Here is a 26,517-nt window from a genome sequence, read left to right as displayed (position 1 = left end):
GGCTTGTCCATTTGCTTGTCCGTTTGCTTGTCGATTTGCTTGTTTTGCTATTATACGCTTGCCCGTTCCAGCCTGATTTCCACTTCATCCTGCGGCGTCAGCTTCATCTCCAAACCGCTGTCCACCAGTTCCTTCCCGTTCACCTTGACGACCCACTTCTCCACCGATTTGGGACTGTACCCCTGGACGGTGTCTACGTACATTTTATTGTCCGTCAGCTTCACGAAACCGCTGTGCGCCATAACGTCTCTGACGCTTTGATTATTGGTGTACGGAAATACATAAGAATGCGTCATATCAGGCTTCATGGACCCGCCGTCCAGCTTCAGCACGGTAAATTCGGGAGCCTTTGCATCTTTCCCGTCCTTTTTGGGATCAGCGTACTGAATGTTGATGGAAATTTCGTCATGGTCCTGCAGCACGGTGTCGAGATTATCTTTGCCCAGCTTCTTGCCATTGATTTCAAATGCCCACTCAAATAAAGGATCCAGGGACACCTGGCTGATCGTCAGGACGCTGCCGTTGTCGCTGAAACCGACGATGCCGCTTCTCTTCAGCCCTTCCCGGACCGTCACGCCCTGCTGCAAATATTGTCGTAAATTTTGGATGACCGCCGGTGAGAAGAAGCCGTCTTTTTCCGAGAGAGAGACCTCCCCATTGACGTCATTCGAATAAACGTTGGCCGATGCCTCCTCCTGGTCGGCTTGTTTGCAGCCTGTCAGCAGCAGTGTTGCTATGATCAACATGATGAATGCAGCGTGTAAAACCGGCTTCCTCATCGAATAACCACCTTTGCTTCCGCAATCTCGCAGGACTCTTCCAAAACGCAAATAGAGCCCTCCCCTGAGGACTCTATTTTACCATATTCGAGCCGGGCCCGCATAATCCGCGCATTCCGGCAGATGTTTCCTATTAATCGATAAGAGGCTCCATGAACGTCCGTGTGCCGTCGGTATTTTTCAAATAAGGGCCCAAACCGAGAAAATTCGCCTGATCCACGTATACGCCTGTCATCCACGTGCCTTCCAGCACCTCTCCCCCAAACTGCAGCATTAGCGGCGGAGCTGAAATATATTCCTGGTAGATCGGAAATTTCGTGTTGTGTTTCTTGTAACTTTTGCCAAGCTGGATCAGAGGGGCTTCATGGACATAGGTAGGCACAAAATAAGTGGAGATGACCTCCAGTTCTTCTTCTGTGAAAAAAGGAGTGTCGCCGAGAAAGGGGTGAAACATGGTGATTTCTTCGTATTGGGACCAGATGATGACCTGCAGCAGCATGCTCTGATGCCGGCCGTTATGAAAGATGTATTCATGCTTGGACGTTCCGTCCGAGGCATGATTTGCATCAAGACTCTCGACATTATGCCGCTCGCAGCCGATGCATTTCCAGCCCGTAGGACCTTGAATCCATTTCTGAAAAATCGTACTGCTCTTGTCTTTGTCTTCGTCGGCAGGTGACGCCTGAGCAGGCCTGTCTAAGGTCCAGCGTTTCCAAATCGATTCCGGCCAATACCGGCTCAGCATGCTGAGTGTCTTGTCGTAAATGCCCCGAACCTTGACCGAAGCGCTTTCAAGCTCGTGTACATCGTCCTTGCCGTACCCGATTCCCTGGGAGAATATGATCTTCCTCATCGTCATCCGCCTCCTTATACGCCGAAAAGGCAGTTTTTTACCAATTATACTACAGACTCCGTCATTTGGTGCAAGTCTTTTCCTATAATTAACAAAAACCCTCCTTAATGGAAGGAAGGTTTGTCGTTAACGGGGTTCCCGCAGAACCGTACCTTACGGACGGTTTTACAGCTCAACCCACTGTTCTGCCCACTCTTGAACCTGCTCCATAACGGGACGCAGCGCTCGGCCTTTATCCGTCAGCTCATATTCGATACGGACAGGCGTTTCGGGATAAACGTGCCGAACCAGAATTCCTTCCGTTTCCAAGTCTTTCATGCGTTCGGACAGCATCTTATCGCTCATCGAAGGAATTAATTTCGATATATCCTTGAACCGTTTCGGACCATCCATCAGGGAAAAGACGATCAAGCCGTTCCAGCGTTTTCCTAATATGGAGAAAGCATTTTCGAATCGCGGACACATGTTAAATTGTTGTTGATTCATGATCTTCACCTCTTTACAGAATCCATGTAAACAGTTACGTCTCATGAACGCTTACATTAAGTTAGTATATTTCATTTTACCACATTTTTGCGCAAAATGAAACAAGACAACTGCTGGAAAGCTCCGCAAATGTTCTTTCCCTTTCAAAACGGGACTCCCGATTCCTTGCTGATCCCATGATTTGCAGATCATCCGAAAATCATGCATGCTCTGCAAGCAAGCAAAAAAGCGGCGGTTGGACCGCCGCTTTAGGCTGATACGCCTTGCGAAAGCTTACAATACTGCCGCCGGCTTCAGCTCTCTGACCGGCTGCATGTTGCCGAATACCGGAGCCGACGTTTGGAGAGGATATGCCCAATTGATCGCGTTGGCGATGACTTTCAGGATTTCCGGCTGGTAATAGGTCGGGAACGTCTCATGGCCTGGACGGAAATAGAAGATCTTCCCTTGGCCTCTGCGGAAGGTGCATCCGCTTCTGAACACTTCGCCGCCTTCGAAATTACTGATAAACACGAGCTCATCCGGAGCCGGAATATCGAAAAATTCGCCGTACATTTCCTCATGCTCGAGAATAATCTTGGCGTCAATGCCCATGGAAATCGGATGGGACGGGTTCACGTTCCAAATGATTTCCTGCTCCCCAGCTTCTCTCCACTTGAGGTCGCAGGAGGTTCCCATCAACGCTTTAAACGGTTTGGAGAAATGGCCGGAGTGCAGCACGATGAGTCCCATGCCGCCAAGCACGCGTTTTACGACACGCGCCACCACTTCGTCGCTGACCTGGTCGTGGGCCATATGGCCCCACCATACGAGCACGTCCGTGGCATTCAGCACTTCTTCGGTCAATCCATGCTCCGGCTGGTCCAGCGTCGCCGTTGTAATCGCAAAGCCGTTGCCGTCCAGCCCTGCGGCCAGTGCGGCATGAATGCCTTCCGGATAGACTGCCTTCACTTCGTCGTGAATATTTTCATGAACGAATTCGTTCCAAATGGTTACATTAATCAATGGTTTATCCCCCTAGACCCACCACATCTCACCGAGTGGCTCTTCAATAAGTACTTGCTGCAGGTTTTGAACGGCTTTGGAGAAGCCTTCTTCAACAGACATCAGGCCGTCTTCATGCTCGATGCTGACGACATAATCATAGCCGACGAGGCGCAGTGCGCTGATAATGTCAGCCCACGTTTTCACATCGTGGCCGTAGCCTACGCTGCGGAACTGCCATGCGCGGTCCAGCATGTTCGTGTAGGACTGCATATCGGTCAGGCCGTATTTGTTAACATTGATCGGATCGATCACGGTATCCTTTGCATGGAAGTGATGGATCGCACCCTCACGGCCCAAAATGTGGATCGCCTGCACCGGATCGATACCCTGCCACCACATGTGGCTCGGATCCAAGTTGGCGCCGATCGTTTCGCCGGCAGCTTCGCGCAGGCGGAGCAGTGTCGCAGGTGTATGCACCGAGAATCCGCCGTGGAGCTCAAGCGCGATTTTTACGTTATGCTCTTTGGCAAACTTCGCTTGTTCGGTCCAGTAAGGGATGACTTTGTTCTCCCACTGCCATGCGAGCACTTCCTGATAATCGTTTGGCCAAGGCGCTACCGGCCAGTTCGGATATTTGGCATCCTCATGGTCGCCAGGGCATCCGGAGAACGTGGTGACCACTTCTACGCCCAATTTTTCAGCCAGCAGCACCGAGTTCACGAAATCCTCGTGGTCGGCCTGAGCCAGATGCTTCTGCGGATGCAGCGGGTTGCCGTGGCAGCTCAGCGAGCTGATCGTCAGACCGCGGGACTCGATTGCGTCCTTGAATTGCTTCAATGCGGCTTCGTCCTTCAGCAGCTCCGCCGGCTTGCAGTGCGCGTTGCCGGGATTGCCCCCTGTTCCGATTTCAACAGCTTTCAATCCTTTGGAGACGACATAGTCCAAAGCGTCCTCCAGTTTGCGTCCACCAAACAATACCATAAATACTCCCAGTTTCAAGTGTACTCCTCCTCATTCTTGGTTATCGTAGCTATAAATAATTGCTTCTATGCAAAGGATGACTATTCCTCAAAATAAACGGCTTTGCCTGTTTTGGCAGACTCGTAAATGGCTTCCAGAATCTGCGTGACCACATAGGCCTGCTCCGGCTTGACCACCGGCTCTTTATCCTCCAAAATGGCTTCGAGCCACAGGCGCTGCTCCTTGTCGGCATCGGTCTCTGCCGACCCGGAGTAGAAGGCTACGCCGCCGGCGTTCAGATCCACCGTAGTTTCATAGAGGCGGCTCATTTTCTCGCCGTTGATGCGCAGGCCGTCCTTCATGTCGGCCCCGCCTTCCGTGCCGGCAAGAACCGTCTTCGCTTCCCCGGTTTCCACGACGTTCAGCGCCCAGCTGGACTCCAGCACGATCGTTGCGCCGTTCTGCATCGTGATGAAACCGAATGCGGAATCCTCTACCTTGAACTCTTCCGGGTTCCACGGGCCGAACGCGTTGGCCGCATTCTCTTTATGGCCCAGCTTGTGGAAGGTGCTCCCGAGCACGCTCTTCGGCTTATAGTTGTCCATCAGCCACAGCGTCAGGTCGAGCGCGTGGGTGCCGATATCGATCAGCGGTCCCCCGCCCTGCTTCTCTTCGTCAAGGAACACGCCCCAGGTCGGAACAGCACGGCGGCGGATGGCCAGCGCTTTACCGTAATAAATGTCACCGAGCTCCCCGTTCTCGCACAGCTCCTTCAAGTATTGACTGTCGTTGCGGAAGCGGTTCTGGTAGCCGATCGTCAGCTTCTTGCCGGTGCGCTTGGCGGCTTCCACCATCGCTTTGGCCTCGGCGGCCGTCTTGGCCATCGGCTTCTCGCACATGACATGCTTGCCGGCTTCCAGCGCCGCCACCGAAATGACGGAGTGGGAATCGTTCGGCGTACATACATGAATGACGTCGATGCTTGCGTCCTTCAGCAGTTCGCGGAAATCTGTATACACTTTGGCGCCTTCTGCGCCGAATTCGGCAGCGGCCTTCTCGGCGCGCTCCTGCACGATATCGCAGAACGCAACCATTTCCGCCTGAGGCTGCTTCTTGAGACTCGGCATATGCTTGCCGTTGGCGATTCCTCCGCAGCCGATGATGCCGATTTTCAGGGTTTTGCTTGAGCTAGACATTTACGGGTCCTCCGTTTCTGGCATAAGATTTGATCCATTCCATGCTGGCTGCAATGCTTTCGAGCGGTGGTCTTTCACAGAAATCCTGCTCCACAACGATCCATTCCACGCCGGCTTGGTCCGCTGCTTCGGCTACGGCTTCCAGGTTGACTTCGCCTGCGCCGAGCTCGACCGTCTGCGGCGTGCCGTCCTCTTTCCGCTTGACGTCCTTCCAGTGCACAATCGGAAGGCGTCCCGCATACTTCTCGATGTACTCCACCGGATCGTAGCCGGCAAAATATACCCAGCACGTATCCAGCTCCACCTTCAGCAGGTCGGCGGGCACCGCTTCGTACATCGCGTCGAACACCGTTTCCTCGCCGCGTGTTTCCGTAAATTCAAAATCGTGGTTATGGTACAGCAGTGTGGCCCCCTGCGCGGCGCATTTCTCGCCGATACGCTTCAGGTTGTCAAACACCTCGTCCCACTCGCGCTGCTCCTCACCAAGGTAAGGAACGATCAGGCTGCTGCTGCCGATCTCCTTGTTATAGGCGATTTCCTCGTCCAGTGCGTTTTGCATCCGGTCATACGGCGTATGGGTCCCGATGGCGACCAGACCGTTCTCGTCCAGCAGCTTCTTGACCTCGGCGCTGGAGCGTCCAAAGAAGGTGTGGAATTCCACGCCCTGATAACCCAGCTCTGCTACTTTCTTCAACGTACCCTCAAAATCCTTTTCCATTTCTTCACGAACCGTATATAACTGCAGGCCAAGCTTCAACATATTGGTTCACCCCTGTGTTCGCTTATAGGTCATCTTATTGAGATGACCGTTATTCATGGCTGCTCGCAAGTACGACATGGCTGCCGCTGATGGATGACTCTTCAAAAGCATACATGGCTTCCAGCACGTGGTAGGCCAGGTTGCCGTTGGCCCGGTGCTTGCGCCCTGAGCGGATCGCTTCGACCATGTCGTTTACACCGCGGCCGCGTTCGTTCTGGGTGCTCTCAAAAACGGGCGTCAGCACTTCCCATTCGCTGGAACCGCTGCGGCGAAGCTTGACGTCGCCGTTAAAGAAGTTCGGATCCGGCAAGCTGAGCGTTCCTTCCGTACCGTAAATTTCAATCCACGGCAGATTGGCCTCGGCTTTAATATCAAAGCTGGTTATCATCGTGGCGATGGCGCCTTGTTTAAAATCGATGGTGCCGGCCAGATGGGTCGGTGTCTGCACCTGAATCTGCTGGCCGCTCTTCGGCCCCGAGCCGATGGTCCGCATCGGGATCTGGGCACCTACCGAAGCGCTGATCCGGCGGATCGAGCCCAGCAGCTCAACCAGCGCCGTCAGGTAATACGGACCCATGTCCAGCATCGGACCGCCGCCCGGCGCGTAGAAAAATTCAGGATCCGGATGCCAGCCCTCCGGGCCGCCGCCCATCATAAATGCGGTTGCCGCCACCGGTATGCCGATCTTCCCGGCTTCGATTGCCGCTTTGGCGGTCTGCACGCCTGATCCGAGGAACGTATCCGGCGCGCTTCCGGCGCGCAGGCCTTTCTGCTCGGCCAGTTCAACCACGCGCTTGCCGTCCTGCAGCGAGGTTGCCAGCGGCTTCTCCGCGTATACATGCTTGCCGGCTTCAAGCGCCGCCAAATCGATGGAGGCATGGCTGCCGGGAATCGTCAGGTTGATGACGAGCTCAATCTCTTTGTCACCGAGCAGCTCATCCACGGTGTATGCGTTTGCAATCCCAAACTCTTCAGCCCGCGCTTGGGCGCGTTCAGTCACCAGATCGGCAACCGCCACCACTTCAACAACCGGGCTTTTCTTTAAATTCTCCAAGTAAATAGCACTGATGTTGCCGCAGCCGATAATGCCGGCTTTCATTTTGTTCTCCACGAAAGTCACTCCTTACGATGCTGAATGCGTATTCAACAATCTAGTAACATGGTATTCCGAATTTATTTATATTAAAATGAATTATATGATCGAAACATGAACAATCTGGTCATTATTTTTTTGATTGCAAAGGGAGCCCTATCATGTCCACCCAAGATTCAGTGCACATTTATACAGCAGGATTTTCATTTCATCATAAACCGTTCTACATGAGCGAGATGGACGGCGTTAAAAATTACCTCATGCGTCTGCAGACCGACGGAAGATGCCGCGCACGGGTAGACGGTGAGCTTGTTCCCGTCGAATCGGGCGATCTGTTGATTTATTCCCCAGACGAGCCGTACGAGCTGTTGATCGGCGAGGAGCCGAACGCTCAGGGCGAGCTTGCCGTAGAAAGCGGCGACTATCATATTTTCTTCGGCGGGGAATGGATCGACCAGTGGTGGGCCAAGCAGAAACGGCCGACGCGCATCCGCGTCCCGCTTAACGAGAGCCTGCTCGGCCTGTTCCGCCAGATCGTGCTGGAACAGCGAAGAATGTCCAACCCGTATCCCGAAATATCAGGATACTACATGCGGATTTTATGCCTCGAAACGGACCGCCTCCTAAGCGAGCATCCCTCCACGACCCCGAGAACGTACCTGGCTTACCGCATGAAGCATTTTATTGAAGAACACGCCTCGTTATCCTTCAAGCTGGAGGATGTCGCTTCACATGTCGGCATCAGCGTCTCGAGGGCGGTCCATCTGTTTAAGGAAGCCTTCGGGACGAGTATTATGCAGTATACGCTGGACGTCCGGCTCGAAATGGCCCGCGAGCGGATCGTGTTTAGTCCGATGTCGCTCGAAGACATTGCGGAAACTTCGGGATTCGGCAGCTATACGTATTTCCACCGGGTATTCCGGTCCAGGTTCGGCAAGTCGCCAAAGGAATACCGCATGGAGAACAGGGAGCAGATCCAGACCGGGATCGGCGTCCGTTCGCCGAACTAGAACATCGGATAAGACAGGCTGAAGCCGGCGCGGATAAGCGCCGGTTTTTTTGTGCTGCCTGCTTCAGCATCCGCCCTTTTTTCCCTTTTTGTGTCAGTTGTCCGTGGGGCAGCTTTCACGATACAACCATACACTGGTATGACACTATGCTAAGGCGCTGAGGAGGGAAATCAAACGCCATGAACAAAAAAAGGAGCCGAGAGCGATCCCGCCGCACCCAGATCCGTTTGCATCCCGTTACCGAGCAGCGCATCGCCAAAATGGTGGTCCGCGTGCTGAAGAAAAACGGCGGAGGAACACCGCAGGTACCGGCTCCCCTTCCCGGCGCGGCAACAAGTCTGCCAGGCCCTCCCGTTTCTGCCGAAACGAAAACAGCCCCTTCCGAACAACCGGACGCGGCGCCAAACGTTCTGGTTGAATTGGACGGAGCACGCACCCCCCCGGGCCCGGTGGATATCAAACAAATGAAAGTTCTTGTGCGGTCGCTGCTCTCGGAAGATAGCCATTGGCATACCGAACAGTCCATTCTTGACGGGCTCAGGCTGGTCACACAGACGGCCGCTCCCGTGAAGCACCTCTGTAACCTGCCCGCAGGACTGACTGCCATTCCGTTCGATCTCCTGCTGGTGCTTGGCAATCCTGATGCGAACTTTTTTGACGAATTGCGGGATCCGGTCCTGTCCGGCTCCCCAGCAAAAGCGGTCTGGCTGGCGGATGCCGCCGCGCCTGCCGAACAGTTGCCTTCGATTGCGGATGCATTCGACCTCGTATTCACGCAAAATATCAATCACATTCCTCTATACCGCTATATGGGCTGCAGACAGATCGTATATTTGCCTTTTGCCGCGGATCCATCCGTGTATTTCCCCAAAACCGTGAACATCGCTTATCAATCCGACATTCTGTTCATTGGAAATGCGGATCCGCGTACCCGGGAGATGTTCGCCGGCATGAAGCCGCTGCTCGCGGACAAAAAAGTGTTTGCCATGGGCTTAGGATGGCAGCCCGAAGACGGCGTAACCTGCGTGCGGCCGCTGGCCGATATCCAGGAATATTATAACGGGGCCACCGTAATCATTTATGCACAGCCGGAGCCCGGGCAGGTTTTGGCCATTGGCGCGTGCGGAGGCTTTCTGCTGGCGGAGAACAATCCCAACCTATACGAGTACATGCGGCCGGACGAAGATATCGTCATCTTCCGCTCCGCCGGCGACCTGCAGGAAAAACTCGGCTATTATTGGGACCGGCCCGAGCTTATGCGGTACGTGTCGACCAACGCTCTGTACGGCAGCAAATACCGCAATTCGTGCCTGCAAATGGTGCTGAAGCTGCTCCATCTCGCCGCCCGGCGCTAAGACTGCACCCCATCCGGGCAGCCTGCAGGGATCAGGATTGAACCGCCGCCGAAGTTGTATGGGAGGTAAGTCAACTTGAAGCTTATCGCGTTTTTACTTCCGCAGTTTCACCCGATACCCGAAAACGATTTGTGGTGGGGAGAGGGTTTTACCGAGTGGACAAATACCCGAAAGGCCGTCCCCTTGTACCCGGGGCATAAGCAGCCCAATGAGCCCTTCGATCAGTATTACTACGATTTGACCGACCCTGCCGCCCGGATGTGGCAGGCGAACACCGCCCAGTCCTACGGGATTTACGGCTTTTGTTATTACCACTACTGGTTCAAAGGCAAGCGGCTGCTCGAAAAGCCTTTTAACGAAGTGCTGCGGCTGGGTGAGCCCCGGATCCCGTTCTGCCTGTCCTGGGCCAACGAGCCGTGGACCCGGAGATGGGACGGCGGTGATCATCACCTGCTGATGCCGCAGGATTACGGGGATGAACGTGACTGGGAAGAGCACTTTTATGCGCTGCTGGATGCCTTCCGGGATGAGAGATACATCCGTGTTCAAGAGAAACCGATGTTTATCATCTATCGGCCCGGTAACATCCCCCGCTGCGAGGAGATGATCCGGTTATGGAACGATTTGGCCCGGGGAAACGGGCTTGAAGGCATCTATTTTGTGCGCACGCTAGGGGGGTTCCCCCTTCCCAACCAAGCCGGCTTCGAAGCAAGCCTGGAGTTCGAACCGCACTATACGTTCGGTCACAGCCGTTCCCAGCAAATCTGGAGCTATGTCAATACGTACGGCGGCGATCCGCACATCGCAGTGGATTATGATCATGTCTGGGAAAACATATTGAACCGTTCGCCTCATCGTGCCGGGGAGATGATTTTCCCGGGCGCTTTCGTCAACTGGGACAACACCCCGCGGCTCGGCGCCAACGGGCAAAGCAGCATGGGGGCTTCCCCGCGCAAGTTCGGCTGGTATCTGGCGAGACAGATCGAAAGGGCAAGCCGGCTGTACCGCAGCGAGTTTCTGTTTATCAACGCCTGGAACGAATGGGCGGAGGGAGCTTACCTTGAACCGGACCGGCATCACGGCTATCAATATTTGAAGGCGGTGAAAAGTGCGCTGGAAGCATCCGCGAGTTATATCGGCCGCAAATAACGCTCTCCCGCCCTATGAGCAAAGAAGCCATGCCCCGGATATGGGGCATGGCTTCTGGGCTGCTTTAACCATTCAATGCTGCAGCCAAAATTGCTGGTGCTTATTTTTTGGATCTCGCCGTGATCGTTTCGGATACGACAAACGCCAAGTCTTCGTTGCCGAACAGCGACAACACGCCAAGCACAGTATCGTCCGGAATCGGCCCGGCCTCCTCTTTAGGTACGGTCAGGTCCAGCACCCGCTGCAGTCGTTCGTTATCACCCTGCTGCGGGTACGCCTGCCGGTACAGCTCCAGGGGGTCCAATCCGTGATTGACGCACCACTGGGCAAAAACCAGGATCATCATATCCTCATCCTGCCTGTAGCTTTCCACGATGCCTTCTTCCAGCGACTTCTGCCGTTCATCCATTGTCAGTTCCCCCCTTCTACTGCTCCGCCAGTCTCGATGCCAGCTCATGGCTGCGCATGACCCGCTCGGCGCGAATAGTACAGTCTTCCGGAGAAGTAAGATGCTCCAGAAAATGATCTACGGCCCCGCTGAAGCCGCGCCGATGCAGGATCGTATCCCAGCTTCCAAATTCGCGGGTCTCGGGCGGCCTTCCCTGCTCACACAGAACCGCACGCTCCAGATTAACGACTTCCGCCGACCGGCCGCTTCCGTGCAGCTCGAGCTTCTCCATATCCGCCCCGGCCTGCCGGATCATACTGTACCTTCCTGTGACGTTCCGGCCGAGGCCCAGATCGCCGGAGGTGTACAGCAGCCGGCCCTGTTCATCTTCACTTAGATGGTGATGAAGCAGCTCGTAGTCACTTCCGCCCAGCCAGAGCAGCAGGTCCAGCATATGGATCAGATCGTCGTAAATCGTGTCGCTGCTGCTCCCTTTCTGCAGGGTGGTCCGGTGCTTGGCTGCGGCGGCCTGGACAAATCCGCCGGTCTCCTCGACCCATGCCTTTGCCCGCACATATAATGGAGCAAACCGGCGGTTAAAGCCTACCGCGAGCAGCAGTCCTTTCTTTGAAGCCAGGGCGGCCAGTTCCCTGGACTTGGCGAGATCCGTCGTCAGCGGCTTGTCGACATAGACGGATACCCCGCTTTCCAAACAGGCTTTGACCACGTCATAATGGGTTTCTGTCGGGCTGTGGACAAAAACGGCATCCAGGTCCCATGACAGCAGTTCTTCCAGATCGGTCGTCCCCTGAGGAAACCGGTAAGTCTGCGTCACGCGCTGGACCGTAGCTTCGGAGCGGCTCATCACCCCGGCAACCTCCACCTTCTCGTGGTGGGCCAGCAGCGGAAGATATACCTTGTGGGCGATATCACCGAGCCCCGCCAGCGCAACCTTCCGCTTACGGTTGATTACATTCATGCCTATGGTCCACCTTTCTTCAATCCAACGAACCTTCCGGACATGCCGGACAGATACCCATTATACCGCTTTTGGCCGGCAAATTTAAGCCGTTACATCGACTCTGCCGCCCGGTTTTCCTTCTGCTTTTTCTTTTTGGTCATCAGTCCCAAAGCAACGACGGCGGCAATGACCACCACTTCAAACCCGTACTTCAGGATCGGGCTGGCAAACCAGTCGTGAATCAGCGGCTCTTCCACCAGCATTTTGGATGCCGTCCAGGCGAGCACCGCCGCACCGATCGTAATAATGACCGGGAAGCGTTCCGTCAGCTTCAGAATAATCGTGCTGCCCCATACCATAATCGGCACCGAAATCGCCAGTCCGATAATGACGAGCAGGAAGTCTCCATGGGCCGCTCCGGCTACCGCCAGCACGTTGTCGAGGCCCATCATGGCATCGGCGATAATGATCGTGCGGATGGCCGCCCACATTTGGTTGCCTGCGGATATGTCATGCTTTTTTTCGTCAATCAGCAGCTTATACGCGATCCATACGAGCGCGATTCCCCCGACAAGCCGCAGTCCCGGAATCAGCAGCAGCTGCACGACGAGCAGCGTGGCGATGACCCGGATGACGACAGCGCCCACGGTCCCCCAAATAATGACTTTTTTCTGGTCTTCTTTTTTGACGTTCCGTGCGGCGAGCCCGATTACAATGGCGTTATCGCCGGCAAGAACCAGGTCAATGATGACGATGGACATGAGCGCTGCCCAAAATGCCATAGTAAACAATTCCATACGATTTCCACCTTTCTGTTGTTTGAGATAGAATGATTAGTCGCCGCACTAAAAAAAGCGCCCCTTACCTTCATTAGGTAAAATGGCGCTTTTTGCCCACCAAAAAAGACCTTTACCTAATGAAAAATCAGGCAAAGGTCTCGCAAAACAACATAATCGTTGCCAATAAAGCCGGGGATACCGATCCCGTAATGACGACTTTATTGCATGAGCTACTCCCCTTTGGGAACTATTCACTTGTTGGAACCATTATAACAAAACTCTAAGGCAATTACTATGATTTTTATTCATTAATTTTTGGTATGATGGAGATTATAGGCTAAGTGGAAAGGAAATCACGATGAAAAAATGGCTGCTGCTCCTCTTGTACATCCTTCTGCTCGTTTGGGCTTTCCTGTACCGGGACGCGATCATGGAGGCGCTGGGCGAAAGGCCGTCATTCCTTCTGCTGGTCGGAATAGCCGCCCTGGTCGCCCTGTTCCCTGTCGTTCCCTATAAGCTGGTCATCGCGGCGCTCGGCTACGCTTACGGTACCCTGTGGGCAACGGTCGTCTCATGGATCGGAACGATGCTGGCGGCCACGATTCTGTACGGACTTGTCCGCTACCTGTTTCGGGACCGGGGCAGGAGGTATTTGGAACGGATCAAGCCGCTGCAGACTTTCACCGCATTCATTGAAACGCATCCGTTTGTCAGTATCGCCGCCGCGCGGGTTATTCCGATCGTTCCGCAGATGGCGGTCAATATATTCGCCGGGGCCGCCGCGCTTCCCTTCTGGAGCTACACCGCCGCTTCCGGGATCGGCAAAGTGCCGGGCATCCTGTTATATGCCTACCTGGGCGGCAATCTATCTGCGCACCCGTGGATCTCCGCCGCTGCGGCCTCAGCTTATGTCCTCTTGCTCGGACTGATCGCGGTAATGTACCGCCGCCTCTCCCGCACGAGACCGAAATAACCGGGCACCTTGGTTCCCTTGCGCGGATGGATTATAATGGAGTTGTACACCTTACTTACGATTTGAAAGAAACGGAGTGATATCATGAGCGACGTACAGCCAGTTGAACATAAAGCCACTTTTGCGGGTGGATGCTTTTGGTGCATGGTAACCCCGTTTGAGGAGCTGCCGGGCATCGTCAGCATCGTGTCCGGATATACCGGCGGCCATAAGCCGAACCCGACTTACGAGGAAGTATGCTCTGAAACGACAGGGCATGTGGAAGCGGTGCAGATTACGTTCAACCCGGACATTTTTCCTTATGAAAAGCTGCTCGAGCTATTCTGGCAGCAGATCGATCCAACCGATGCGGGCGGGCAGTTCTACGATCGCGGCTCTTCCTACCAGACCGCTATTTTCTATCACAGCGAGGAGCAGCGCGAGAAGGCCGAAGCGTCCAAGCAGGCGCTCGAAAGAAGCGGCCGCTTTGACAAGCCGATCGTTACGCCGATTTTGCCTGCCGGCCCGTTCTATGAAGCGGAAGATTACCACCAGGATTACCACAAGAAAAACCCGGGACATTACAAACGGTACCGGAAAGGATCGGGCCGCGATGACTTCCTGGAGAAGCACTGGGCTCCCAAGATAAACAAGGAAGAGCTGAAACAGCGCCTGACACCGCTTCAATACGAAGTCACCCAGAACAACGCCACGGAGCGGCCGTTCCAAAACGAGTTCTGGGATCATCACGGCGACGGCATTTACGTCGACATCGTGTCCGGCGAGCCGCTGTTCAGCTCCACGGACAAGTATGACTCGGGCTGCGGCTGGCCGAGCTTTACCCGGCCGATCCGCGACTACTCCATTAAAGAGAAGCTGGACATGAGCCATATGATGGTACGGACCGAAGTGCGCAGCAAAGGCTCGGATTCCCATCTGGGCCATGTTTTTGACGATGGGCCGGGGCCGGATGGCCTCCGCTACTGCATCAACTCCGCGGCGCTTCGCTTTATTCCGAAGGAAGACCTGGATAAGGAAGGATATTCCGAATATAAAGTGCTGTTTGAATAAACGGCACTGCCGTTCTATTTTGAGACCAGCAAGTGATAGGCGCTGGGTTCGTTCTTTATACGAAAAGAGGGTAAGGCTCGCAGCCTTACCCTCTTTTTCATGCGCGTTCCTTTTTTCCGGCTGCTTTTGGTCAGCTGGAGATAAGCCAGCCGATCCAGAATGCGCAGGGAACGAGCAGGAGCTGGGCAGCAATCGTCCCGGCGCAGCGGGATACGAGCATCAGGCCGAGCACCTGATTCATCCGCCCCAGACGCGACTCTCCCCGCAATGTCCGGTCCGACAGCAGGGCGATCCGCGGATCGACGAGCAGCGTCAGCAGAATCGTCGCCACCCCGTTGATTAGACCGGAGGAGGTCGATGCCGCCAGCCGGGATTCCGGCCATAGATAGGCGGCATACAGCGCGGACAGCACGCCGACGGTATAAATGGCCGTGACGGCCATATTGATCGCCATCAGGCGTCTGGGCAGGCGGCCTTGAAACAGACTGCGCAGCATATGGAGATTCGGCAGCTTGACATACGCCGCCCCGTTCTTCCATTTTCGCCCGGTGGTCAGCTGCCTTACCATTTGCGGGATGGAACCGGCAGCCTCCAAATGGACGACCAGCCGCGAGCAAATCCGCACCACGCTTGGAAACAGCAGCATAGCTGCGGCTGTACCGGCTGTGGCGGCGGCGATGATCCAATGCAGCCTCGACTCCAAATGAAAGGAGGCCGACGCCAGCGCCTTGTCCACCATGCTGCCGACCATAGGTCCCTGCGCCATGTTGGAAGTCCCCGACACGATCACAAGCAGCCCCGACAAGGACAAGGCCAGCGTAATCCGCCGGCTGCGCAGCCCGCCGAGCCGCAGAGCATAGGAAAGGCTGTCCACGGTATGGATGATCCCCGTCAAGAGCAGCACCAGCAGCATCTGCATGATCACGATTCCTCACTCCTTTATTCTCAATCTTTTCCATTATAATGCATATCGGGCGGATGAACATCGTTTGATTCGCGCGGCGCCGGGTAATATAGGGGTAAACGAGAACTGGTTTGGAGGGATGGACAATGCCTTGGAATAAGCATGATTACCCTGTATCCATGAAAAACTTGGAGCCTCGGGTGCGGAATAAGGCGGTCGAAATCGCCAATGCGCTGCTCGAGGAAGGCTATGAGGAAGGGCGCGCTATTGCCATCGGCACCGCTCAGGCGGAAAAGTGGAATGAGGACCACCCTGCCGGTGAGGAAAAGCAATCGAAGCATGCATCTGGCCGTTCGGATGACGAGCGGGACGAGCATGACGAGCACGCCGGCAAGACTTCCCGGTCCCGCAGCGGCCGGGGCGGCGATGCCGACGTCCATGTCGTCACCCATGAGGACGGATGGGCGCTCAAGGTGGAAGGTAAAGACAAGCCCTTGTCGACTTTTGGATCGAAAAAGGAAGCCATGGACGAGGCGGAAGACTACGCCTCGAAACACGATGTCCATGCCATCGTTCACGGCAAAGACGGCAAAATCGAGAGCAATCGAAGTTATTCGTAATGCTGTTCTTGCCAGCGTTCACGCAAGACGGCAAAATCGAGCGATTCGTGGTATGTCTTCGCGGGGAGGCTCCATACGGTGCCCCCCGCCCTGCCATACCTGCCATAAACAGCAAACCGCCTGATTCCCTAAGGAACCAGGCGGTTATCTATCAGTGGACACTCCGAACTTTGTGAACGGGTTTGGCTGCAGGCTGTTTCTGCCCCGCGGTCATCTTAGGTGCGGCATCTCCCACTGCCGGCGAGGTAAGATGCGCACGAAACGAGACCGTATACGTAATCATTTTCCCTGCAATGCTCACGGCCAAAATCGTAAACAACGTTTCCTGCAGAGGCAGGTAGAACAAGGATACGAGCAGGACGGCCGCATCGAGCAGAATAAATACGGTGCCGACTTCAAGGCCGGTGAGACGGCTGAGCAGCAGAGACACGATATCGTCGCCGCCTGTCGCTCCTCCGAACCGCAGTACCAGTCCGGTCGCAAAGCCGGACAAGACGCCTGACAGCAGCGCTGCCAGCAGCAGGTTGCCGTGAAGATTGATGTCAAGCGCAGAGTAGCGTTCCATCAGATCGTAAAAAACGGAAAACGAAACGGTCGCCACAAGCGTGTTCACAATAAATTTGCGTCCATTCAGCAGCAGCGCAACGAGGATCACCGGAATATCCAGGATCAGCACAGTCACTGCCGGGTCAAATCCGAATGCGTACTTGCCGAGCAGCGACAGGCCAACGAAGCCGCCCTCGGACAGATGATTCTGAAAATTAATGTGATAATACGTAAATGCCAGCAAAAAAGTACCTAACATCATAATAGCGATTGGTCGAAGCGTTGAAATTACATGGTCTTTCTTCCTCATACAGGTTACCCCTCATCGTAGTTAGTTGGTCAGGGACGCGACTAACTTCCGCGGGAAGAAACCTGTAGGACCGAGTCCTTCGCATCTTAAGCTTCCTTCTTTCGCGAGAAGTTTGTCACAACCCAATATCCGGGCGCTTGTTCTCTACGATGGAAGCTAAGTGTAAGAGAGATCATAACGTTTCCAAATCGTCCTTTGGGGAATGTTCCTTCGGGGACACATGGTATCCTGATCCTTTCTTTTGTTTGATAACTTCTATACTTATTATACCACAGTTGCACTGCCTGCTAAACAGCTTGCTGAGGAGAATGCGTTAGAAACGTCTTTCGTCGTGCATTCCAAGAAGCCGGACCGCTTTTATATGATAGTTTTGGTTGCGTTATAAGAAAACCAGTCTCCGAAACTTATAATTTTCTTATATCTAAAAGAAGGGCTTCTATGCCGCAGGCGCTGTCATTCAGATTTCAGGAATGATACCGTGATACCGTGTCATATCCTATGCCCTATTCCGTCGGATCATGTATTCAGAACGTAAATTCAAGTTCACACAATGTCAATTTTTTATGTGACTGAAATCACAATAAAGGGTAATCGGCTTTTCTATACTTAACTTATGAAATCGTTAAATATTACGTTGAAAGAAGGAGCCCTTTATGCTGAGCCAACAAACCATTGATACGATCAAATCGACCGTTCCGGTACTGGAAGTACACGGACAGGCCATTACATCCGTCTTTTATAACAATCTCTTCAAGGATCATCCAGAGCTTCTGAACATATTCAACCATGCCAACCAGCGCCAAGGACGGCAGTCGGCCGCCCTGGCGGGCGCCGTCTATGCCGCGGCCGCGCATATCGATCATCTCGAGGATATCATTCCAGCCGTCAAGCAGATCGGGCAGAAGCACCGGGCGCTGCAAATCAAGCCGGAGCATTACCCGATCGTCGGACAGTATTTGCTTGGGGCCATCAAGGAAGTTCTTGGCGATGCGGCCACGCCGGAAATTCTCGAAGCCTGGAAAGAGGCTTACGGCGTCATTGCAGACGCATTTATCAGCGTGGAAGCGGAAATGTACCGGGAAGCTGAAGCCGCACCGGGAGGCTGGTCCGGTTTCCGCCCATTCGTCGTGGAACGGAGAGTGAAGGAGAGCGAAGTGATCACTTCGTTCTATTTAAAACCGCAAGACGGCGGACCGATCGCCTCTTATTTGCCGGGACAATACATCACGGTCCGCGTTCAGCCTGAAGGCCAGCCGTATACGCAGATCCGCCACTACAGCTTGTCCGCTGCGCCGGGCGGTTCTTCCTACCGGATTTCGGTGCGCCGCGAAGATGCCGCGCCAGGTAAACCCGCAGGCGTCGTCTCCAACTATCTGCACGAGCACGCCCAAGAAGGCACCGTCCTCGAAATCAGTGCACCGGCAGGCACGTTTACGCTGGATCAGACCCAAGACATTCCCGTCGTGCTGATCAGCGGCGGGGTCGGCCTGACGCCAATGGTCAGCATGCTGGAGACGCTGCTGAAAGAACAGCCGGCCCGTAAAGTCACTTATGTTCACGCCGCGATTAACGGAAGCCATCATGCGATGAAGGAGCATATCGCCGAGCTTGAAGGCGCGCATCCGCAAATGTCCTCCTACCTTTGCTATGAGACACCGCTTGAGGGCGACAGCTGCCATAAAACCGGATATATCGACGCTGCATGGCTGCGGCAAATCGTCGATCCAAACGCTGATTTTTACTTCTGCGGCCCGGTTCCGTTCATGCGCACCGTCTACAGCGCCCTTAAGGAGCTGGGAATCCCCGCAGAGCGGATCCATTACGAATTTTTCGGCCCCGCAGGCCAGCTCGACTAACTTATCGGCGGCGGGCCACGCTCGGTTAGCTTATCAACTGGCAGCATAACCCGCCTATCGGACTACGGCGTCATTTGAGGCCAATGTAACGCACGGATTGGTCAATGCAATGCGCTGAGTTAGCTAATGCGAATCGTTGATTTAGCCAATGTGATTTCCAAACCGGCCAATACGATTTACTAAAATGCACAAAGGGGCTGCCCCCAGGTTCAGAGAACCTGAATGGGGCTGCCCCTTTGTTTGTTTACCGGACCGTTCGCGTATGGCGGATGGCTGGATGGCGTTATGTTAATGCCCTCGAAGCAGCCGGTTGATCGTTTCCCTGCGTACACCGATCAGCTGGCCGATCTCCTCCTGGGTCAGCAGCTCGGTAAAGTGGATACCGTGGGCGTAGCTGTCCAGCCAATCGGTCAGCAGCGCCAGCCTCTCGGCCGGAGTCCCGACGGTTAGATGGTCGATCCGCTGCTGCATAAAGCGCACCTTTTCCTGCAGCAAAAGGGCGATTTCAAGCGCCTTCTCCGGGTGCTCACGGAGCTCGCGGTACCACTCCTCTGCCGGAATTTTCTCGACTTCGCTGCGCATCAGGGCCGTTGCCGTACCGTGGATATCCTTCGGGGTGATGAGCGAATGGTGAGGCACCGTTTCCCCCGGATAAAGCACATTAAACAGAACGCTGTTCCCGTTTTTATGGAGCCGTGTTACCTTGAACAAACCGCTCTTGATATGGTATAAAAACTCCCCGCTGTCCCCCTGTCTGAATAATATTTCTCCTTTGTTCAAAAACATGATTCTTCCTCCAACCTAAAGTTCCGCGATTCCAAGTTTCTTTTGTTCAATGCCGCTTCTGCGAAGCTAACCAGGGTCTCATCGCAACATATAAAATTTTGGCCTCTGTGGAGCTGACAACCGTTCCCCGGCTATCATTACTGCTCCACACTTTCCCGGTTGTGGTAAAAATTCTAAGAGTGCATTTGATAAACGCTTCTCTTTATTATACCAAATCCACCCGTCCGGACCGAAACGCTGCGCGCTTCCATAAATTCGTTATTGCCTTCCCGGATACTTTTGCCTTAACATGAGTATAATTAGAACGTATGTTCCTATACTGTTAGTAAGGAAGTGCCATGCCTCATGAAAGCATCCCTCTCCCCTCCGGCCCCCTCGGAAGAAGACGGCCGTCTGGTCAAAGCCTACCTGCTGCACGTGGTTTTGCTTGATGCGCTGGAGCAGGACGTTCGCCTGATCGGCACTGTCCCGCTGAAGATGGCACAGCTGTATATCCGGGCCCTGTCGTCCATCCAAGATCAGATTATAGCGAGCCTGACATCGATCCGCCGCGAGATGAAGGCCCGCGGCATTCGGGTCTACGAGGAAACCCGGACCGCCAAGGGCATTGAGGCGTCGTACCTGTGCCGCGGATACCAGCGGCGATTCGCCATGCTCTGGACGTACGTGCAGGCGGAATCGGGCCTCGTGCTCAGCCGTTATCTCGGCATCCGGCTGCCGGATGCCTGAAGTGAAGCCCCCGGCACGTGGGGCCTTTTATATCGGTGTTCGATGTACATTCAACCTTGTGCGGTGCCGAGGCTGCTCTCGATCCACGAAAAAAAGCGTGCGAATGGTTTCCCTCTTCGCACGCCTGATTCCATTTACTGATTGGACTTCTCGGGCTTCTCGTCCGAAGCCGCTGAAGCGATTTTGTCCTGCCAAATTTCATAATGGTGTACCGCCAGTCCGGCAAAGGAAGGATGGCTGTCGCCCAGACTGTTCACAGACTTCATCTCTTCCTCCATCACAGGCACGGCCTTGCCAAAAAACGTGATGTGCGAACCTTCTTCGGTGTCACCCAGCTCCATGCCGATCCATACCGATTTACCGAGCTGGTCCGCTTCATCCAACTGCTCGCGGGCCACATCGTAAATCTTCCGTCCACTGTCCCGGTACGACATGACGGCGACGGCATCAAACTGGCTGATCATCCACCGGCTCAGGTTCCCGCTGCCGTTGGCATCCTTAACGTTGCCCAGCCAGAAGGGAACGGCCGCACTCATGTACAGGCCCTTCTCCTTGCCCTGGGCTACCCATTTTTCCACATTGCTGCTCCATTCGCGCACTACGCCGTCCTGATCCTTCTCCCAGCGTCTTAACTGATAGGGCTCCACATCCAGCTGGATGCCGGCAAACTTCTCGCTTGGGGCTGCTTTTGCATTATAATCAAACACCCACTGCAGAAATTGATCCGCCTCCCTGCGCTGGCGTTCATAGGCCCAATCGGGCTGCCCGTCCAGCGCGTGCACGGCAATGCCTTCCTCATAGGCTGCCGCAATAAAGCGGCGGTAGTCCTCATCGCTAACCTTTTTCTGAACCTGAAGGAAGATCGTGCCTACGTTCTGCTCCCTGCAGAATGCTATAATTTTGCCGGGATCCTTGATCAGCTCGGTATCCCACAGCCAGGTCGCTTTTTGATCTTCCATTGTTGACGATTTTAACAGGAGAGGCAGGAGCAGCAAGCCGCAGATGACTAGGATCACCGGGATTTTCGCTTTTTTGAGCAGCTCTCCCAAACCATCCCCTCCTTTATTATACGATTAACGCCACATCCGGCTCTTCCACGTGCTGCACCGAATGTCCGATTTTATAAATATGAGGCAGGGTGTAGTTTTTGAATGCATTGCGCGTATCGATGATCGGCACGCCCATCGCCGCGATTTCCCCGTAGTCGAGTCCGCTGTGGTTGGTGATCAGCACCATGCAGTCGTATTTTTTAAACTGCGCCGGATCGTAGGCTACGCTGTGCACGGTCTCGCCGTGTTTGTCGCGGAAGCTGACAGCGTACGGATCGTAGTATTCCACGTTCGCGCCGTTCTCTTTGAACAGTTCGTATACTTCAAGCCCTGGAGATTCGCGCAGGTCGCTGATGTCCGGCTTGTAAGCCATGCCGAGGATGAGAATCGACGATTTCTTGATGGACTTCGCGTATTCGTTCAGAATCGTCGACGTCTTGCCGATGACGTAATATGGCATGTTGTCGTTGGTCGACTGTGCCAGCTCGATAAACTTGCTGTAGAAGCGGAAGCCTTTCGCCTTCCACGACAGGTACATCGGATCGAGCGGAATGCAGTGTCCGCCGATGCCAGGACCCGGATAGAACGGCATAAAGCCGAACGGCTTGGTCGCTGCTGCGTCGATGACTTCCCAAATGTCGATGCCCATGCGGTCGCACATCATGGCCATTTCGTTGATGAAGGCGATGTTTACGCTGCGGAACGTGTTTTCCAGCAGTTTGGACATTTCGGCCACTTTCGGCGAAGTGACAGGCACCACCGTCTGTACATACTGGGAGTAGAGCGCCGTTCCCAGCTCCAGGCAGGCCTCGGTCGTACCGCCGATAACTTTTGGCGTATTGAAGGTGTTGAAGCGCACATTGGAAGGGTCCACCCGCTCCGGAGAGAAGCAGAGGAAGAAGTCCTCGCCCACCTTGTAGCCGAGCGCTTCGATTTCCGTCTGGATCAGCTCTTCGGTCGTACCCGGGTAAGTCGTGCTTTCCAGGGTAATCAGCATGCCTTTTTTCATGTGCAGCTTGATTTGATCCACAACGCTCGTAATGTAGGACGTATCCGGATCCTGGTTTTCGCTGAGCGGTGTCGGCACGCAAATGCTGAGCGCGTCGATGACGGCGATCATGCTGTAGTCCGTCGTCGGCTTGAAGCGTCCGCTAGCCACGACCGCGGCCAAGTCTTCGGAAGAGATATCGGTGATATAGGATTCGCCCTGATAGATTTTATCGATTTTCGCAGGATCCACGTCGATACCGATTACGGTGAAGCCCTGCTTGACCATTTCCACGGCCAGCGGAAGTCCTACGTATCCCAGTCCTACTACGCCCAATACGGCCTTTTTGGTTTTAATTCCTTCCAACAACTGCTCATATTCGTGATTCACAAGCACTCAACCTCCATTAGATGTAAGTTTTGGTCTGCTGCTAAGTAACGCTCAAGAAAAGCGGATGATTTAGTGAAAGCACCGGTGTATACGGGCATCCAGCTCTACCGGAGAGAAAGGCTTGGTCACATAGTCGTCTACTCCGTGTTTAAAGCACTGGCTGATGGTTTGCTCCACGCGCTGTTCGGTCAGCACGACGATTTTCGGCGTGTTGTCGACCGGCAGCTGCTGGATTTGGTGAATGAACGGCAGCCCGTCAATCCCGTAAAGGTTGAGCTCCGTCAGCACTAGATCCGGCTCCCATTTCTCGATCAGCTCCAGGGCGGACGTGCCGTCATGAGCGGCAAGCGTCTCGTAGCCCTGCATTTTCAGACGAATCTGGAGAAACTCGCGGACGGTGGCGTCATTGTCGACGATCAAAATTCTTCCGGCCTCTTCCGCAGCCTCCTCTTTCGTAAATATATGAATATCGGACGATGTGCTGAGCTTTGTGGACTCAGCCATCTGTTTGAGAACGCCAGGCGTAGGTTCGACCTGCCCCGGGAATACGGTCAGCGTAATCCGCGGATCGGCATCCTTCACCGTCTCCTGCAGCTGCTGCTTCAGAAGCAGCGCCTGGTAATGGGCCGCATCCAGCGTAAGTCCCGGCAGCAGAATCGCCAGCGTCCGGGTTTGCGCATCCTTCAGCACCTCATAGTCGAGCCCGGAACCATGCTGCAAAATCTCCCGAACCCGCTCTTCCAGCTGCGGGGGGTTCGCACTGCTGTACAGAAACATGATTCCGCAAGTGTCCGGCGACGTTTCCTTCAAACGTTCTCCCAGATGGTGGTACACATCGGTCGTCTGTTCTCTCTGTAAAGTTACGGTTTGCGGCATAATCCACTCCCACCTCTCTCAAATGTATAAATCTTTGAATCGGGGCCCATCAGGCCGTTTTGCTTTCTTCGCTCCAGCTTTGCCGGGTCATCGTTCCCCAGGAATTGTTGTTCTGGAGATACTGGATATGTCCTTGGACGCGCCACAGCACGCCGAGCTGATGGTATCCGAAAAACTTCAGCGCGGAGAACAGCAGCATTTTCCACAGATCGGACAATTTCTTGTATCGCCGGAAGGCGATTTCCTCCAGGATGATGGCACCGACGCTGAGCAGATAGCCGCTCAGGAAGTTCAGAAGGAAGAAAGTCAATAGAATGCGCCAGTGAGTCATGTCCAGCAGCGTATATCCTACCAGAGCCAACAGGCCCGTGATTCTAAAATAAGGGTTTAACGTTTCAAACAGGACGTTGTAAGGCATCGTGATCATACCCATGACCTTGTACTTCGGATTGAACAGCATTCCGCGATTCTCGATCATGTTCTTCAGATTTCCCCGCCCCCAGCGCTTGCGCTGGTTGGAGATGATCTTGTACGTATCCGGTGCCTGCGTCCAGCAGACCGCTTCGGGGCAAAAGGCCACCTTGTACGGAATTTTATGGCTGAGCATATACCGGTGAAGCTTGATGATGATGTTCATGTCTTCTCCCGGATAACCGCCGCGGTACCCGCCGACAGCAATGACATAGTCCTTGCGGAACAGCCCGAATGCGCCGGAGACGATGATCAGGCCGTTCATTTGGCTCCAGCCGATCCGTCCGCCCAGGAAGGCTTTCATATACTCGATGGACTGGAACATCGGCCAGATCTTGCGCGGCAGCGACACTTTCTGCACCGCACCGTTCTCGATCAGACAGCCGTTGGCAATACGCACGTCGCCGCCGATCGCCACCATTTCCTCCGGATTCTCCATGTACATGCGGGCCATGCGGATCAGGGCGTCCTTCTCCAGCAGCGAGTCCGCGTCGATGGAAGAGATCAGCGGATAATGCGACAAGTTGATACCTGCATTCAGCGAGTCGGCCTTGCCGCCGTTTTCCTTATCTATTACAAACAGGGAGGGATAATCGGGATTATGATAAACGCCTCGAATCTCCTGCGTGTCGATCGTCCCCCGGAACTCCGGATTCGGCATTTTCTTCAGCCGGAACTCCTTGATGAGCACATCCACCGTATTGTCGCTGGACCCGTCGTTAATCACGATGACCTCGTAGGTCGGATAGTTAAGCGTCAACAGGCAGTTGACGTTCTCGCTGATGGTCAGTTCCTCATTGAAGGCCGGCACCAGCAGTGATACCGGCGGCACCAGCTCCGAGCCGGACAGCGTATTGTAATTGGAATATTTGGACCTCCGGTAGATGGTCCCGATGTTCCGGTACGACAGGATCATAATGGTAAAGTACAAAATGTTAACGATCATGACGTAATACACGGCGACCATGCCGTAATACATTAGTATGTCTCTAAGCAGAGTAATCCCCTCCTACAGCGGCTACCCCGCCAACCCGTTTGGCCGGCTGCTTCACGCCGAAATAACGGTCGTACAGAAGCCGTTTCTTGTTGTAAGCCACCATTTGTTCGATCGCGCTGTGCTCGCGCTCCTTTTCCATCACCAGCTCGATCCGGTGCAACGCAGCCTCGCGCTGGATGCCGGCGCCGGTCAGCGCGGCCTGGCACAGGGCCTCAAAGCCGGCTTCTCCCAGCTCCGCCAAGCTCTCGGCGCTGTTATAGCGCACCTTCCAGCTGGAATCGCGGAGCGCATCGGTCAGCAGCGGAATGCTGCCTGCGGCGTGCAGCTGGCCAAGCGCTCTGGCCGCCTCGGCCCGGACTTCCCAGCTTCGGTCGCTCATCAGCTGGGCGATCGTATCGTCCTTGAGCGCTGGATTCGTCGTGAGATACAGCTTGACCGCTTCGGCGCGAACGTCCTTCTCTTCCGCACCGACCAAACGTCCCAGAACCGGCATGACTTCCGGTACAGCCTGTCCCCACATGGCCACCAGTCCCACCTTGACCAGCGCGGAATCGGAGTCGTTCAGCAGCTTGAGCAAAATCGCACTTGAATCGAGCCCCGTCTCCAGCATAATATCCGCCGCCAGGTTATGGATCGGCTTGCCGTGAGACAAGAGGGCGCGCAGCATCTGGAGCAGATCCTCGCTGTTATCCGCCGCTTTCGCAATGGAGCGGGCCATAACGATCGACAGCGAGCTGTATTTGCGTTTTTGCAAGATGTTCTGCAGCAGCGGCACCGCCTCCGACGCGCGCATGCCTCCCAAACGGTAGGCCGCCTCCAGCCTCCGGCCGTACCGGATGCTGCGGAGTGCTTTCAGGTCCTCCTCCACAAAGCCGGCCTCCCGGCACAGCTCGATCAGCTTGAGACGGTAATCGCCTTTAAACTGCTCGATCCACTCGATAAATTTATCCTGAATCACTCTCTTCTCAAGCTTCTTCAGCTTGCCGGGCGGAAGCCTCAATTCGACATTGTCCTGCAGATTGGCTTGAACGTACACAAAGTAGTCATGATGCTTCTTCGCATACGCTTCACGGTTCCGAAGTTCCCGGTTATGCGATATTTTCATCTGGAGCAACAGCAGAATCCCTAGGGCAATCAAGCCGAGGCACACATAGATGAAAATATAGGCAACGGTTAAATGAAACATGTTAGCAGGTTCCTCCTTTTTAGAAAGTCA

The 26,517-nt window shown here is 54.5% G+C and carries 27 protein-coding genes; 8 read left to right on the top strand and 19 right to left on the bottom strand.

All coding sequences use genetic code 11. The annotated features are described in order from the left end of the window. Nucleotides 1-50: 50 nt before the first annotated feature. The 8 genes from IAE55_RS06675 to IAE55_RS06640 all read right to left on the bottom strand — a co-directional run bounded on the left by IAE55_RS06675 (nucleotide 51) and on the right by IAE55_RS06640 (nucleotide 7,120). Nucleotides 51-779 carry a hypothetical protein gene (locus IAE55_RS06675; RefSeq protein ID WP_116229621.1) on the bottom strand — a complete coding sequence of 243 codons (729 nt, stop codon included), beginning with the start codon at nucleotides 777-779 and terminating at the stop codon, nucleotides 51-53. Between the two features lie 133 nt (nucleotides 780-912). Beyond that, nucleotides 913-1,632, bottom strand: coding sequence for a hypothetical protein (locus tag IAE55_RS06670; protein WP_200631452.1), 720 nt, complete (start codon nucleotides 1,630-1,632; stop codon nucleotides 913-915). Between the two features lie 165 nt (nucleotides 1,633-1,797). Then, on the bottom strand, nucleotides 1,798-2,118 hold the full coding sequence (locus IAE55_RS06665) for a winged helix-turn-helix transcriptional regulator (RefSeq protein ID WP_076169977.1): 321 nt from the start codon (nucleotides 2,116-2,118) through the stop codon (nucleotides 1,798-1,800). A gap of 273 nt (nucleotides 2,119-2,391) precedes the next feature. After that, entirely contained in the window at nucleotides 2,392-3,123 is a 732-nt protein-coding gene (locus IAE55_RS06660) for a ThuA domain-containing protein (protein WP_145023765.1), read from the bottom strand. Between the two features lie 12 nt (nucleotides 3,124-3,135). Further along, on the bottom strand, nucleotides 3,136-4,104 hold the full coding sequence (locus tag IAE55_RS06655; protein ID WP_089548117.1) for a sugar phosphate isomerase/epimerase family protein: 969 nt from the start codon (nucleotides 4,102-4,104) through the stop codon (nucleotides 3,136-3,138). Nucleotides 4,105-4,166: 62 nt separating this feature from the next. Then, a complete protein-coding gene (locus tag IAE55_RS06650) occupies nucleotides 4,167-5,261 on the bottom strand; it encodes a Gfo/Idh/MocA family protein (protein WP_076169974.1) in 1,095 nt (364 codons plus the stop codon). Beyond that, on the bottom strand, nucleotides 5,254-6,021 hold the full coding sequence (locus tag IAE55_RS06645) for a sugar phosphate isomerase/epimerase family protein (RefSeq protein WP_105444613.1): 768 nt from the start codon (nucleotides 6,019-6,021) through the stop codon (nucleotides 5,254-5,256). The genes IAE55_RS06650 and IAE55_RS06645 overlap by 8 nt, the downstream gene beginning before the upstream one ends. A 49-nt stretch (nucleotides 6,022-6,070) precedes the next feature. Then, nucleotides 6,071-7,120 (bottom strand): Gfo/Idh/MocA family protein, encoded by a 1,050-nt coding sequence (locus tag IAE55_RS06640; RefSeq protein WP_200631703.1) that lies wholly within the window; start codon nucleotides 7,118-7,120, stop codon nucleotides 6,071-6,073. Between the two features lie 155 nt (nucleotides 7,121-7,275). Between IAE55_RS06640 and IAE55_RS06635 the strand changes: the two genes are divergently transcribed. The 3 genes from IAE55_RS06635 to IAE55_RS06625 all read left to right on the top strand — a co-directional run bounded on the left by IAE55_RS06635 (nucleotide 7,276) and on the right by IAE55_RS06625 (nucleotide 10,628). Continuing rightward, complete coding sequence (locus IAE55_RS06635) at nucleotides 7,276-8,124, top strand: AraC family transcriptional regulator (protein WP_145158354.1); 849 nt, start codon at nucleotides 7,276-7,278, stop codon at nucleotides 8,122-8,124. A 179-nt stretch (nucleotides 8,125-8,303) separates the two neighbouring features. Next, a complete protein-coding gene (locus IAE55_RS06630; RefSeq protein ID WP_200631450.1) occupies nucleotides 8,304-9,479 on the top strand; it encodes a glycosyltransferase family protein in 1,176 nt (391 codons plus the stop codon). A gap of 75 nt (nucleotides 9,480-9,554) precedes the next feature. Beyond that, nucleotides 9,555-10,628 carry a glycosyltransferase WbsX family protein gene (locus tag IAE55_RS06625; RefSeq protein ID WP_145158348.1) on the top strand — a complete coding sequence of 358 codons (1,074 nt, stop codon included), beginning with the start codon at nucleotides 9,555-9,557 and terminating at the stop codon, nucleotides 10,626-10,628. 100 nt (nucleotides 10,629-10,728) lie between these two features. On the opposite strand, the gene IAE55_RS06620 is transcribed toward IAE55_RS06625, so the two are convergent. The 3 genes from IAE55_RS06620 to IAE55_RS06610 form a co-directional block, all read right to left on the bottom strand. Beyond that, nucleotides 10,729-11,037: a hypothetical protein gene (locus tag IAE55_RS06620; RefSeq protein ID WP_145158345.1), complete on the bottom strand. Its 309-nt coding sequence runs from the start codon at nucleotides 11,035-11,037 to the stop codon at nucleotides 10,729-10,731. Between the two features lie 16 nt (nucleotides 11,038-11,053). Next, nucleotides 11,054-11,995: a Gfo/Idh/MocA family protein gene (locus tag IAE55_RS06615; protein ID WP_186381896.1), complete on the bottom strand. Its 942-nt coding sequence runs from the start codon at nucleotides 11,993-11,995 to the stop codon at nucleotides 11,054-11,056. 92 nt (nucleotides 11,996-12,087) lie between these two features. Next, nucleotides 12,088-12,774: a TerC family protein gene (locus IAE55_RS06610; protein WP_076169968.1), complete on the bottom strand. Its 687-nt coding sequence runs from the start codon at nucleotides 12,772-12,774 to the stop codon at nucleotides 12,088-12,090. A gap of 340 nt (nucleotides 12,775-13,114) precedes the next feature. Between IAE55_RS06610 and IAE55_RS06605 the strand changes: the two genes are divergently transcribed. Together IAE55_RS06605 and msrA are read left to right on the top strand one after the other, a co-directional pair. After that, entirely contained in the window at nucleotides 13,115-13,729 is a 615-nt protein-coding gene (locus IAE55_RS06605; protein WP_145158342.1) for a TVP38/TMEM64 family protein, read from the top strand. Nucleotides 13,730-13,813: 84 nt separating this feature from the next. Further along, on the top strand, nucleotides 13,814-14,779 hold the full coding sequence (gene msrA, locus IAE55_RS06600; RefSeq protein ID WP_105444608.1) for a peptide-methionine (S)-S-oxide reductase MsrA: 966 nt from the start codon (nucleotides 13,814-13,816) through the stop codon (nucleotides 14,777-14,779). A 130-nt stretch (nucleotides 14,780-14,909) separates the two neighbouring features. Here msrA and IAE55_RS06595 read toward each other — a convergent pair whose 3' ends face one another. Continuing rightward, nucleotides 14,910-15,698 carry a lipid II flippase family protein gene (locus tag IAE55_RS06595; protein WP_200631702.1) on the bottom strand — a complete coding sequence of 263 codons (789 nt, stop codon included), beginning with the start codon at nucleotides 15,696-15,698 and terminating at the stop codon, nucleotides 14,910-14,912. Nucleotides 15,699-15,829: 131 nt separating this feature from the next. Here IAE55_RS06595 and IAE55_RS06590 point away from each other — a divergent pair, with 131 nt between their 5' ends. Continuing rightward, the gene (locus tag IAE55_RS06590) at nucleotides 15,830-16,303 is read left to right on the top strand and encodes a DUF2188 domain-containing protein (RefSeq protein ID WP_145158339.1); all 474 of its coding nucleotides are present in this window, start codon (nucleotides 15,830-15,832) and stop codon (nucleotides 16,301-16,303) included. Nucleotides 16,304-16,454: 151 nt separating this feature from the next. On the opposite strand, the gene IAE55_RS06585 is transcribed toward IAE55_RS06590, so the two are convergent. After that, entirely contained in the window at nucleotides 16,455-17,159 is a 705-nt protein-coding gene (locus tag IAE55_RS06585) for a YitT family protein (RefSeq protein ID WP_200631448.1), read from the bottom strand. A gap of 653 nt (nucleotides 17,160-17,812) precedes the next feature. Between IAE55_RS06585 and hmpA the strand changes: the two genes are divergently transcribed. Further along, entirely contained in the window at nucleotides 17,813-19,015 is a 1,203-nt protein-coding gene (gene hmpA, locus IAE55_RS06580) for an NO-inducible flavohemoprotein (RefSeq protein WP_145158333.1), read from the top strand. A gap of 288 nt (nucleotides 19,016-19,303) precedes the next feature. On the opposite strand, the gene IAE55_RS06575 is transcribed toward hmpA, so the two are convergent. Next, nucleotides 19,304-19,801 (bottom strand): Crp/Fnr family transcriptional regulator, encoded by a 498-nt coding sequence (locus tag IAE55_RS06575; protein ID WP_105444605.1) that lies wholly within the window; start codon nucleotides 19,799-19,801, stop codon nucleotides 19,304-19,306. 345 nt (nucleotides 19,802-20,146) lie between these two features. Between IAE55_RS06575 and IAE55_RS06570 the strand changes: the two genes are divergently transcribed. Beyond that, nucleotides 20,147-20,530, top strand: coding sequence for a hypothetical protein (locus tag IAE55_RS06570; RefSeq protein WP_200631446.1), 384 nt, complete (start codon nucleotides 20,147-20,149; stop codon nucleotides 20,528-20,530). A 134-nt stretch (nucleotides 20,531-20,664) separates the two neighbouring features. Here the strand turns inward: IAE55_RS06570 and IAE55_RS06565 are convergent, their stop codons facing one another. From IAE55_RS06565 to IAE55_RS06545, 5 genes are all read right to left on the bottom strand, one after another. Continuing rightward, nucleotides 20,665-21,579: a hypothetical protein gene (locus IAE55_RS06565; RefSeq protein WP_200631445.1), complete on the bottom strand. Its 915-nt coding sequence runs from the start codon at nucleotides 21,577-21,579 to the stop codon at nucleotides 20,665-20,667. Nucleotides 21,580-21,595: 16 nt separating this feature from the next. Then, nucleotides 21,596-22,957 carry a nucleotide sugar dehydrogenase gene (locus IAE55_RS06560; RefSeq protein WP_076169958.1) on the bottom strand — a complete coding sequence of 454 codons (1,362 nt, stop codon included), beginning with the start codon at nucleotides 22,955-22,957 and terminating at the stop codon, nucleotides 21,596-21,598. Between the two features lie 69 nt (nucleotides 22,958-23,026). Then, nucleotides 23,027-23,833 carry a response regulator gene (locus IAE55_RS06555; RefSeq protein WP_116229606.1) on the bottom strand — a complete coding sequence of 269 codons (807 nt, stop codon included), beginning with the start codon at nucleotides 23,831-23,833 and terminating at the stop codon, nucleotides 23,027-23,029. Between the two features lie 49 nt (nucleotides 23,834-23,882). Continuing rightward, a complete protein-coding gene (locus tag IAE55_RS06550) occupies nucleotides 23,883-25,250 on the bottom strand; it encodes a glycosyltransferase family 2 protein (protein ID WP_181153018.1) in 1,368 nt (455 codons plus the stop codon). A gap of 43 nt (nucleotides 25,251-25,293) precedes the next feature. Then, nucleotides 25,294-26,487: a HEAT repeat domain-containing protein gene (locus tag IAE55_RS06545; protein WP_200631443.1), complete on the bottom strand. Its 1,194-nt coding sequence runs from the start codon at nucleotides 26,485-26,487 to the stop codon at nucleotides 25,294-25,296. Between the last annotated feature and the right edge of the window lie 30 nt (nucleotides 26,488-26,517).

The organism is Paenibacillus sp. S28 (assembly GCF_016624415.1).
Classification (GTDB): domain Bacteria; phylum Bacillota; class Bacilli; order Paenibacillales; family Paenibacillaceae; genus Paenibacillus_AQ; species Paenibacillus_AQ favisporus.
The sequence above is the reverse complement of the archived record's forward strand: the minus strand, read 5'-3'. Positions and strand labels throughout refer to the sequence as shown.

Bases quoted from the DNA above. Each gene is read 5' to 3' on its own strand.
- IAE55_RS06675 (WP_116229621.1), bottom strand. From the start codon at position 779: ATGAGGAAGCCGGTTTTACACGCTGCATTCATCATGTTGATCATAGCA.
- IAE55_RS06585 (WP_200631448.1), bottom strand. From the start codon at position 17,159: ATGAGGAAGAAAGACCATGTAATTTCAACGCTTCGACCAATCGCTATT.
- IAE55_RS06545 (WP_200631443.1), bottom strand. From the start codon at position 26,487: ATGTTTCATTTAACCGTTGCCTATATTTTCATCTATGTGTGCCTCGGC.
- IAE55_RS06635 (WP_145158354.1), top strand. From the start codon at position 7,276: ATGTCCACCCAAGATTCAGTGCACATTTATACAGCAGGATTTTCATTT.
- IAE55_RS06645 (WP_105444613.1), bottom strand. From the start codon at position 6,021: ATGTTGAAGCTTGGCCTGCAGTTATATACGGTTCGTGAAGAAATGGAA.
- IAE55_RS06650 (WP_076169974.1), bottom strand. From the start codon at position 5,261: ATGTCTAGCTCAAGCAAAACCCTGAAAATCGGCATCATCGGCTGCGGA.
- IAE55_RS06630 (WP_200631450.1), top strand. From the start codon at position 8,304: ATGAACAAAAAAAGGAGCCGAGAGCGATCCCGCCGCACCCAGATCCGT.
- IAE55_RS06590 (WP_145158339.1), top strand. From the start codon at position 15,830: ATGCCTTGGAATAAGCATGATTACCCTGTATCCATGAAAAACTTGGAG.
- hmpA (WP_145158333.1), top strand. From the start codon at position 17,813: ATGCTGAGCCAACAAACCATTGATACGATCAAATCGACCGTTCCGGTA.
- IAE55_RS06575 (WP_105444605.1), bottom strand. From the start codon at position 19,801: ATGTTTTTGAACAAAGGAGAAATATTATTCAGACAGGGGGACAGCGGG.
- IAE55_RS06550 (WP_181153018.1), bottom strand. From the start codon at position 25,250: ATGATCGTTAACATTTTGTACTTTACCATTATGATCCTGTCGTACCGG.
- IAE55_RS06595 (WP_200631702.1), bottom strand. From the start codon at position 15,698: ATGCAGATGCTGCTGGTGCTGCTCTTGACGGGGATCATCCATACCGTG.
- IAE55_RS06570 (WP_200631446.1), top strand. From the start codon at position 20,147: ATGAAAGCATCCCTCTCCCCTCCGGCCCCCTCGGAAGAAGACGGCCGT.
- IAE55_RS06620 (WP_145158345.1), bottom strand. From the start codon at position 11,037: ATGGATGAACGGCAGAAGTCGCTGGAAGAAGGCATCGTGGAAAGCTAC.
- msrA (WP_105444608.1), top strand. From the start codon at position 13,814: ATGAGCGACGTACAGCCAGTTGAACATAAAGCCACTTTTGCGGGTGGA.
- IAE55_RS06670 (WP_200631452.1), bottom strand. From the start codon at position 1,632: ATGAGGAAGATCATATTCTCCCAGGGAATCGGGTACGGCAAGGACGAT.
- IAE55_RS06605 (WP_145158342.1), top strand. From the start codon at position 13,115: ATGAAAAAATGGCTGCTGCTCCTCTTGTACATCCTTCTGCTCGTTTGG.
- IAE55_RS06640 (WP_200631703.1), bottom strand. From the start codon at position 7,120: ATGAAAGCCGGCATTATCGGCTGCGGCAACATCAGTGCTATTTACTTG.
- IAE55_RS06615 (WP_186381896.1), bottom strand. From the start codon at position 11,995: ATGAATGTAATCAACCGTAAGCGGAAGGTTGCGCTGGCGGGGCTCGGT.
- IAE55_RS06610 (WP_076169968.1), bottom strand. From the start codon at position 12,774: ATGGAATTGTTTACTATGGCATTTTGGGCAGCGCTCATGTCCATCGTC.
- IAE55_RS06555 (WP_116229606.1), bottom strand. From the start codon at position 23,833: ATGCCGCAAACCGTAACTTTACAGAGAGAACAGACGACCGATGTGTAC.
- IAE55_RS06665 (WP_076169977.1), bottom strand. From the start codon at position 2,118: ATGAATCAACAACAATTTAACATGTGTCCGCGATTCGAAAATGCTTTC.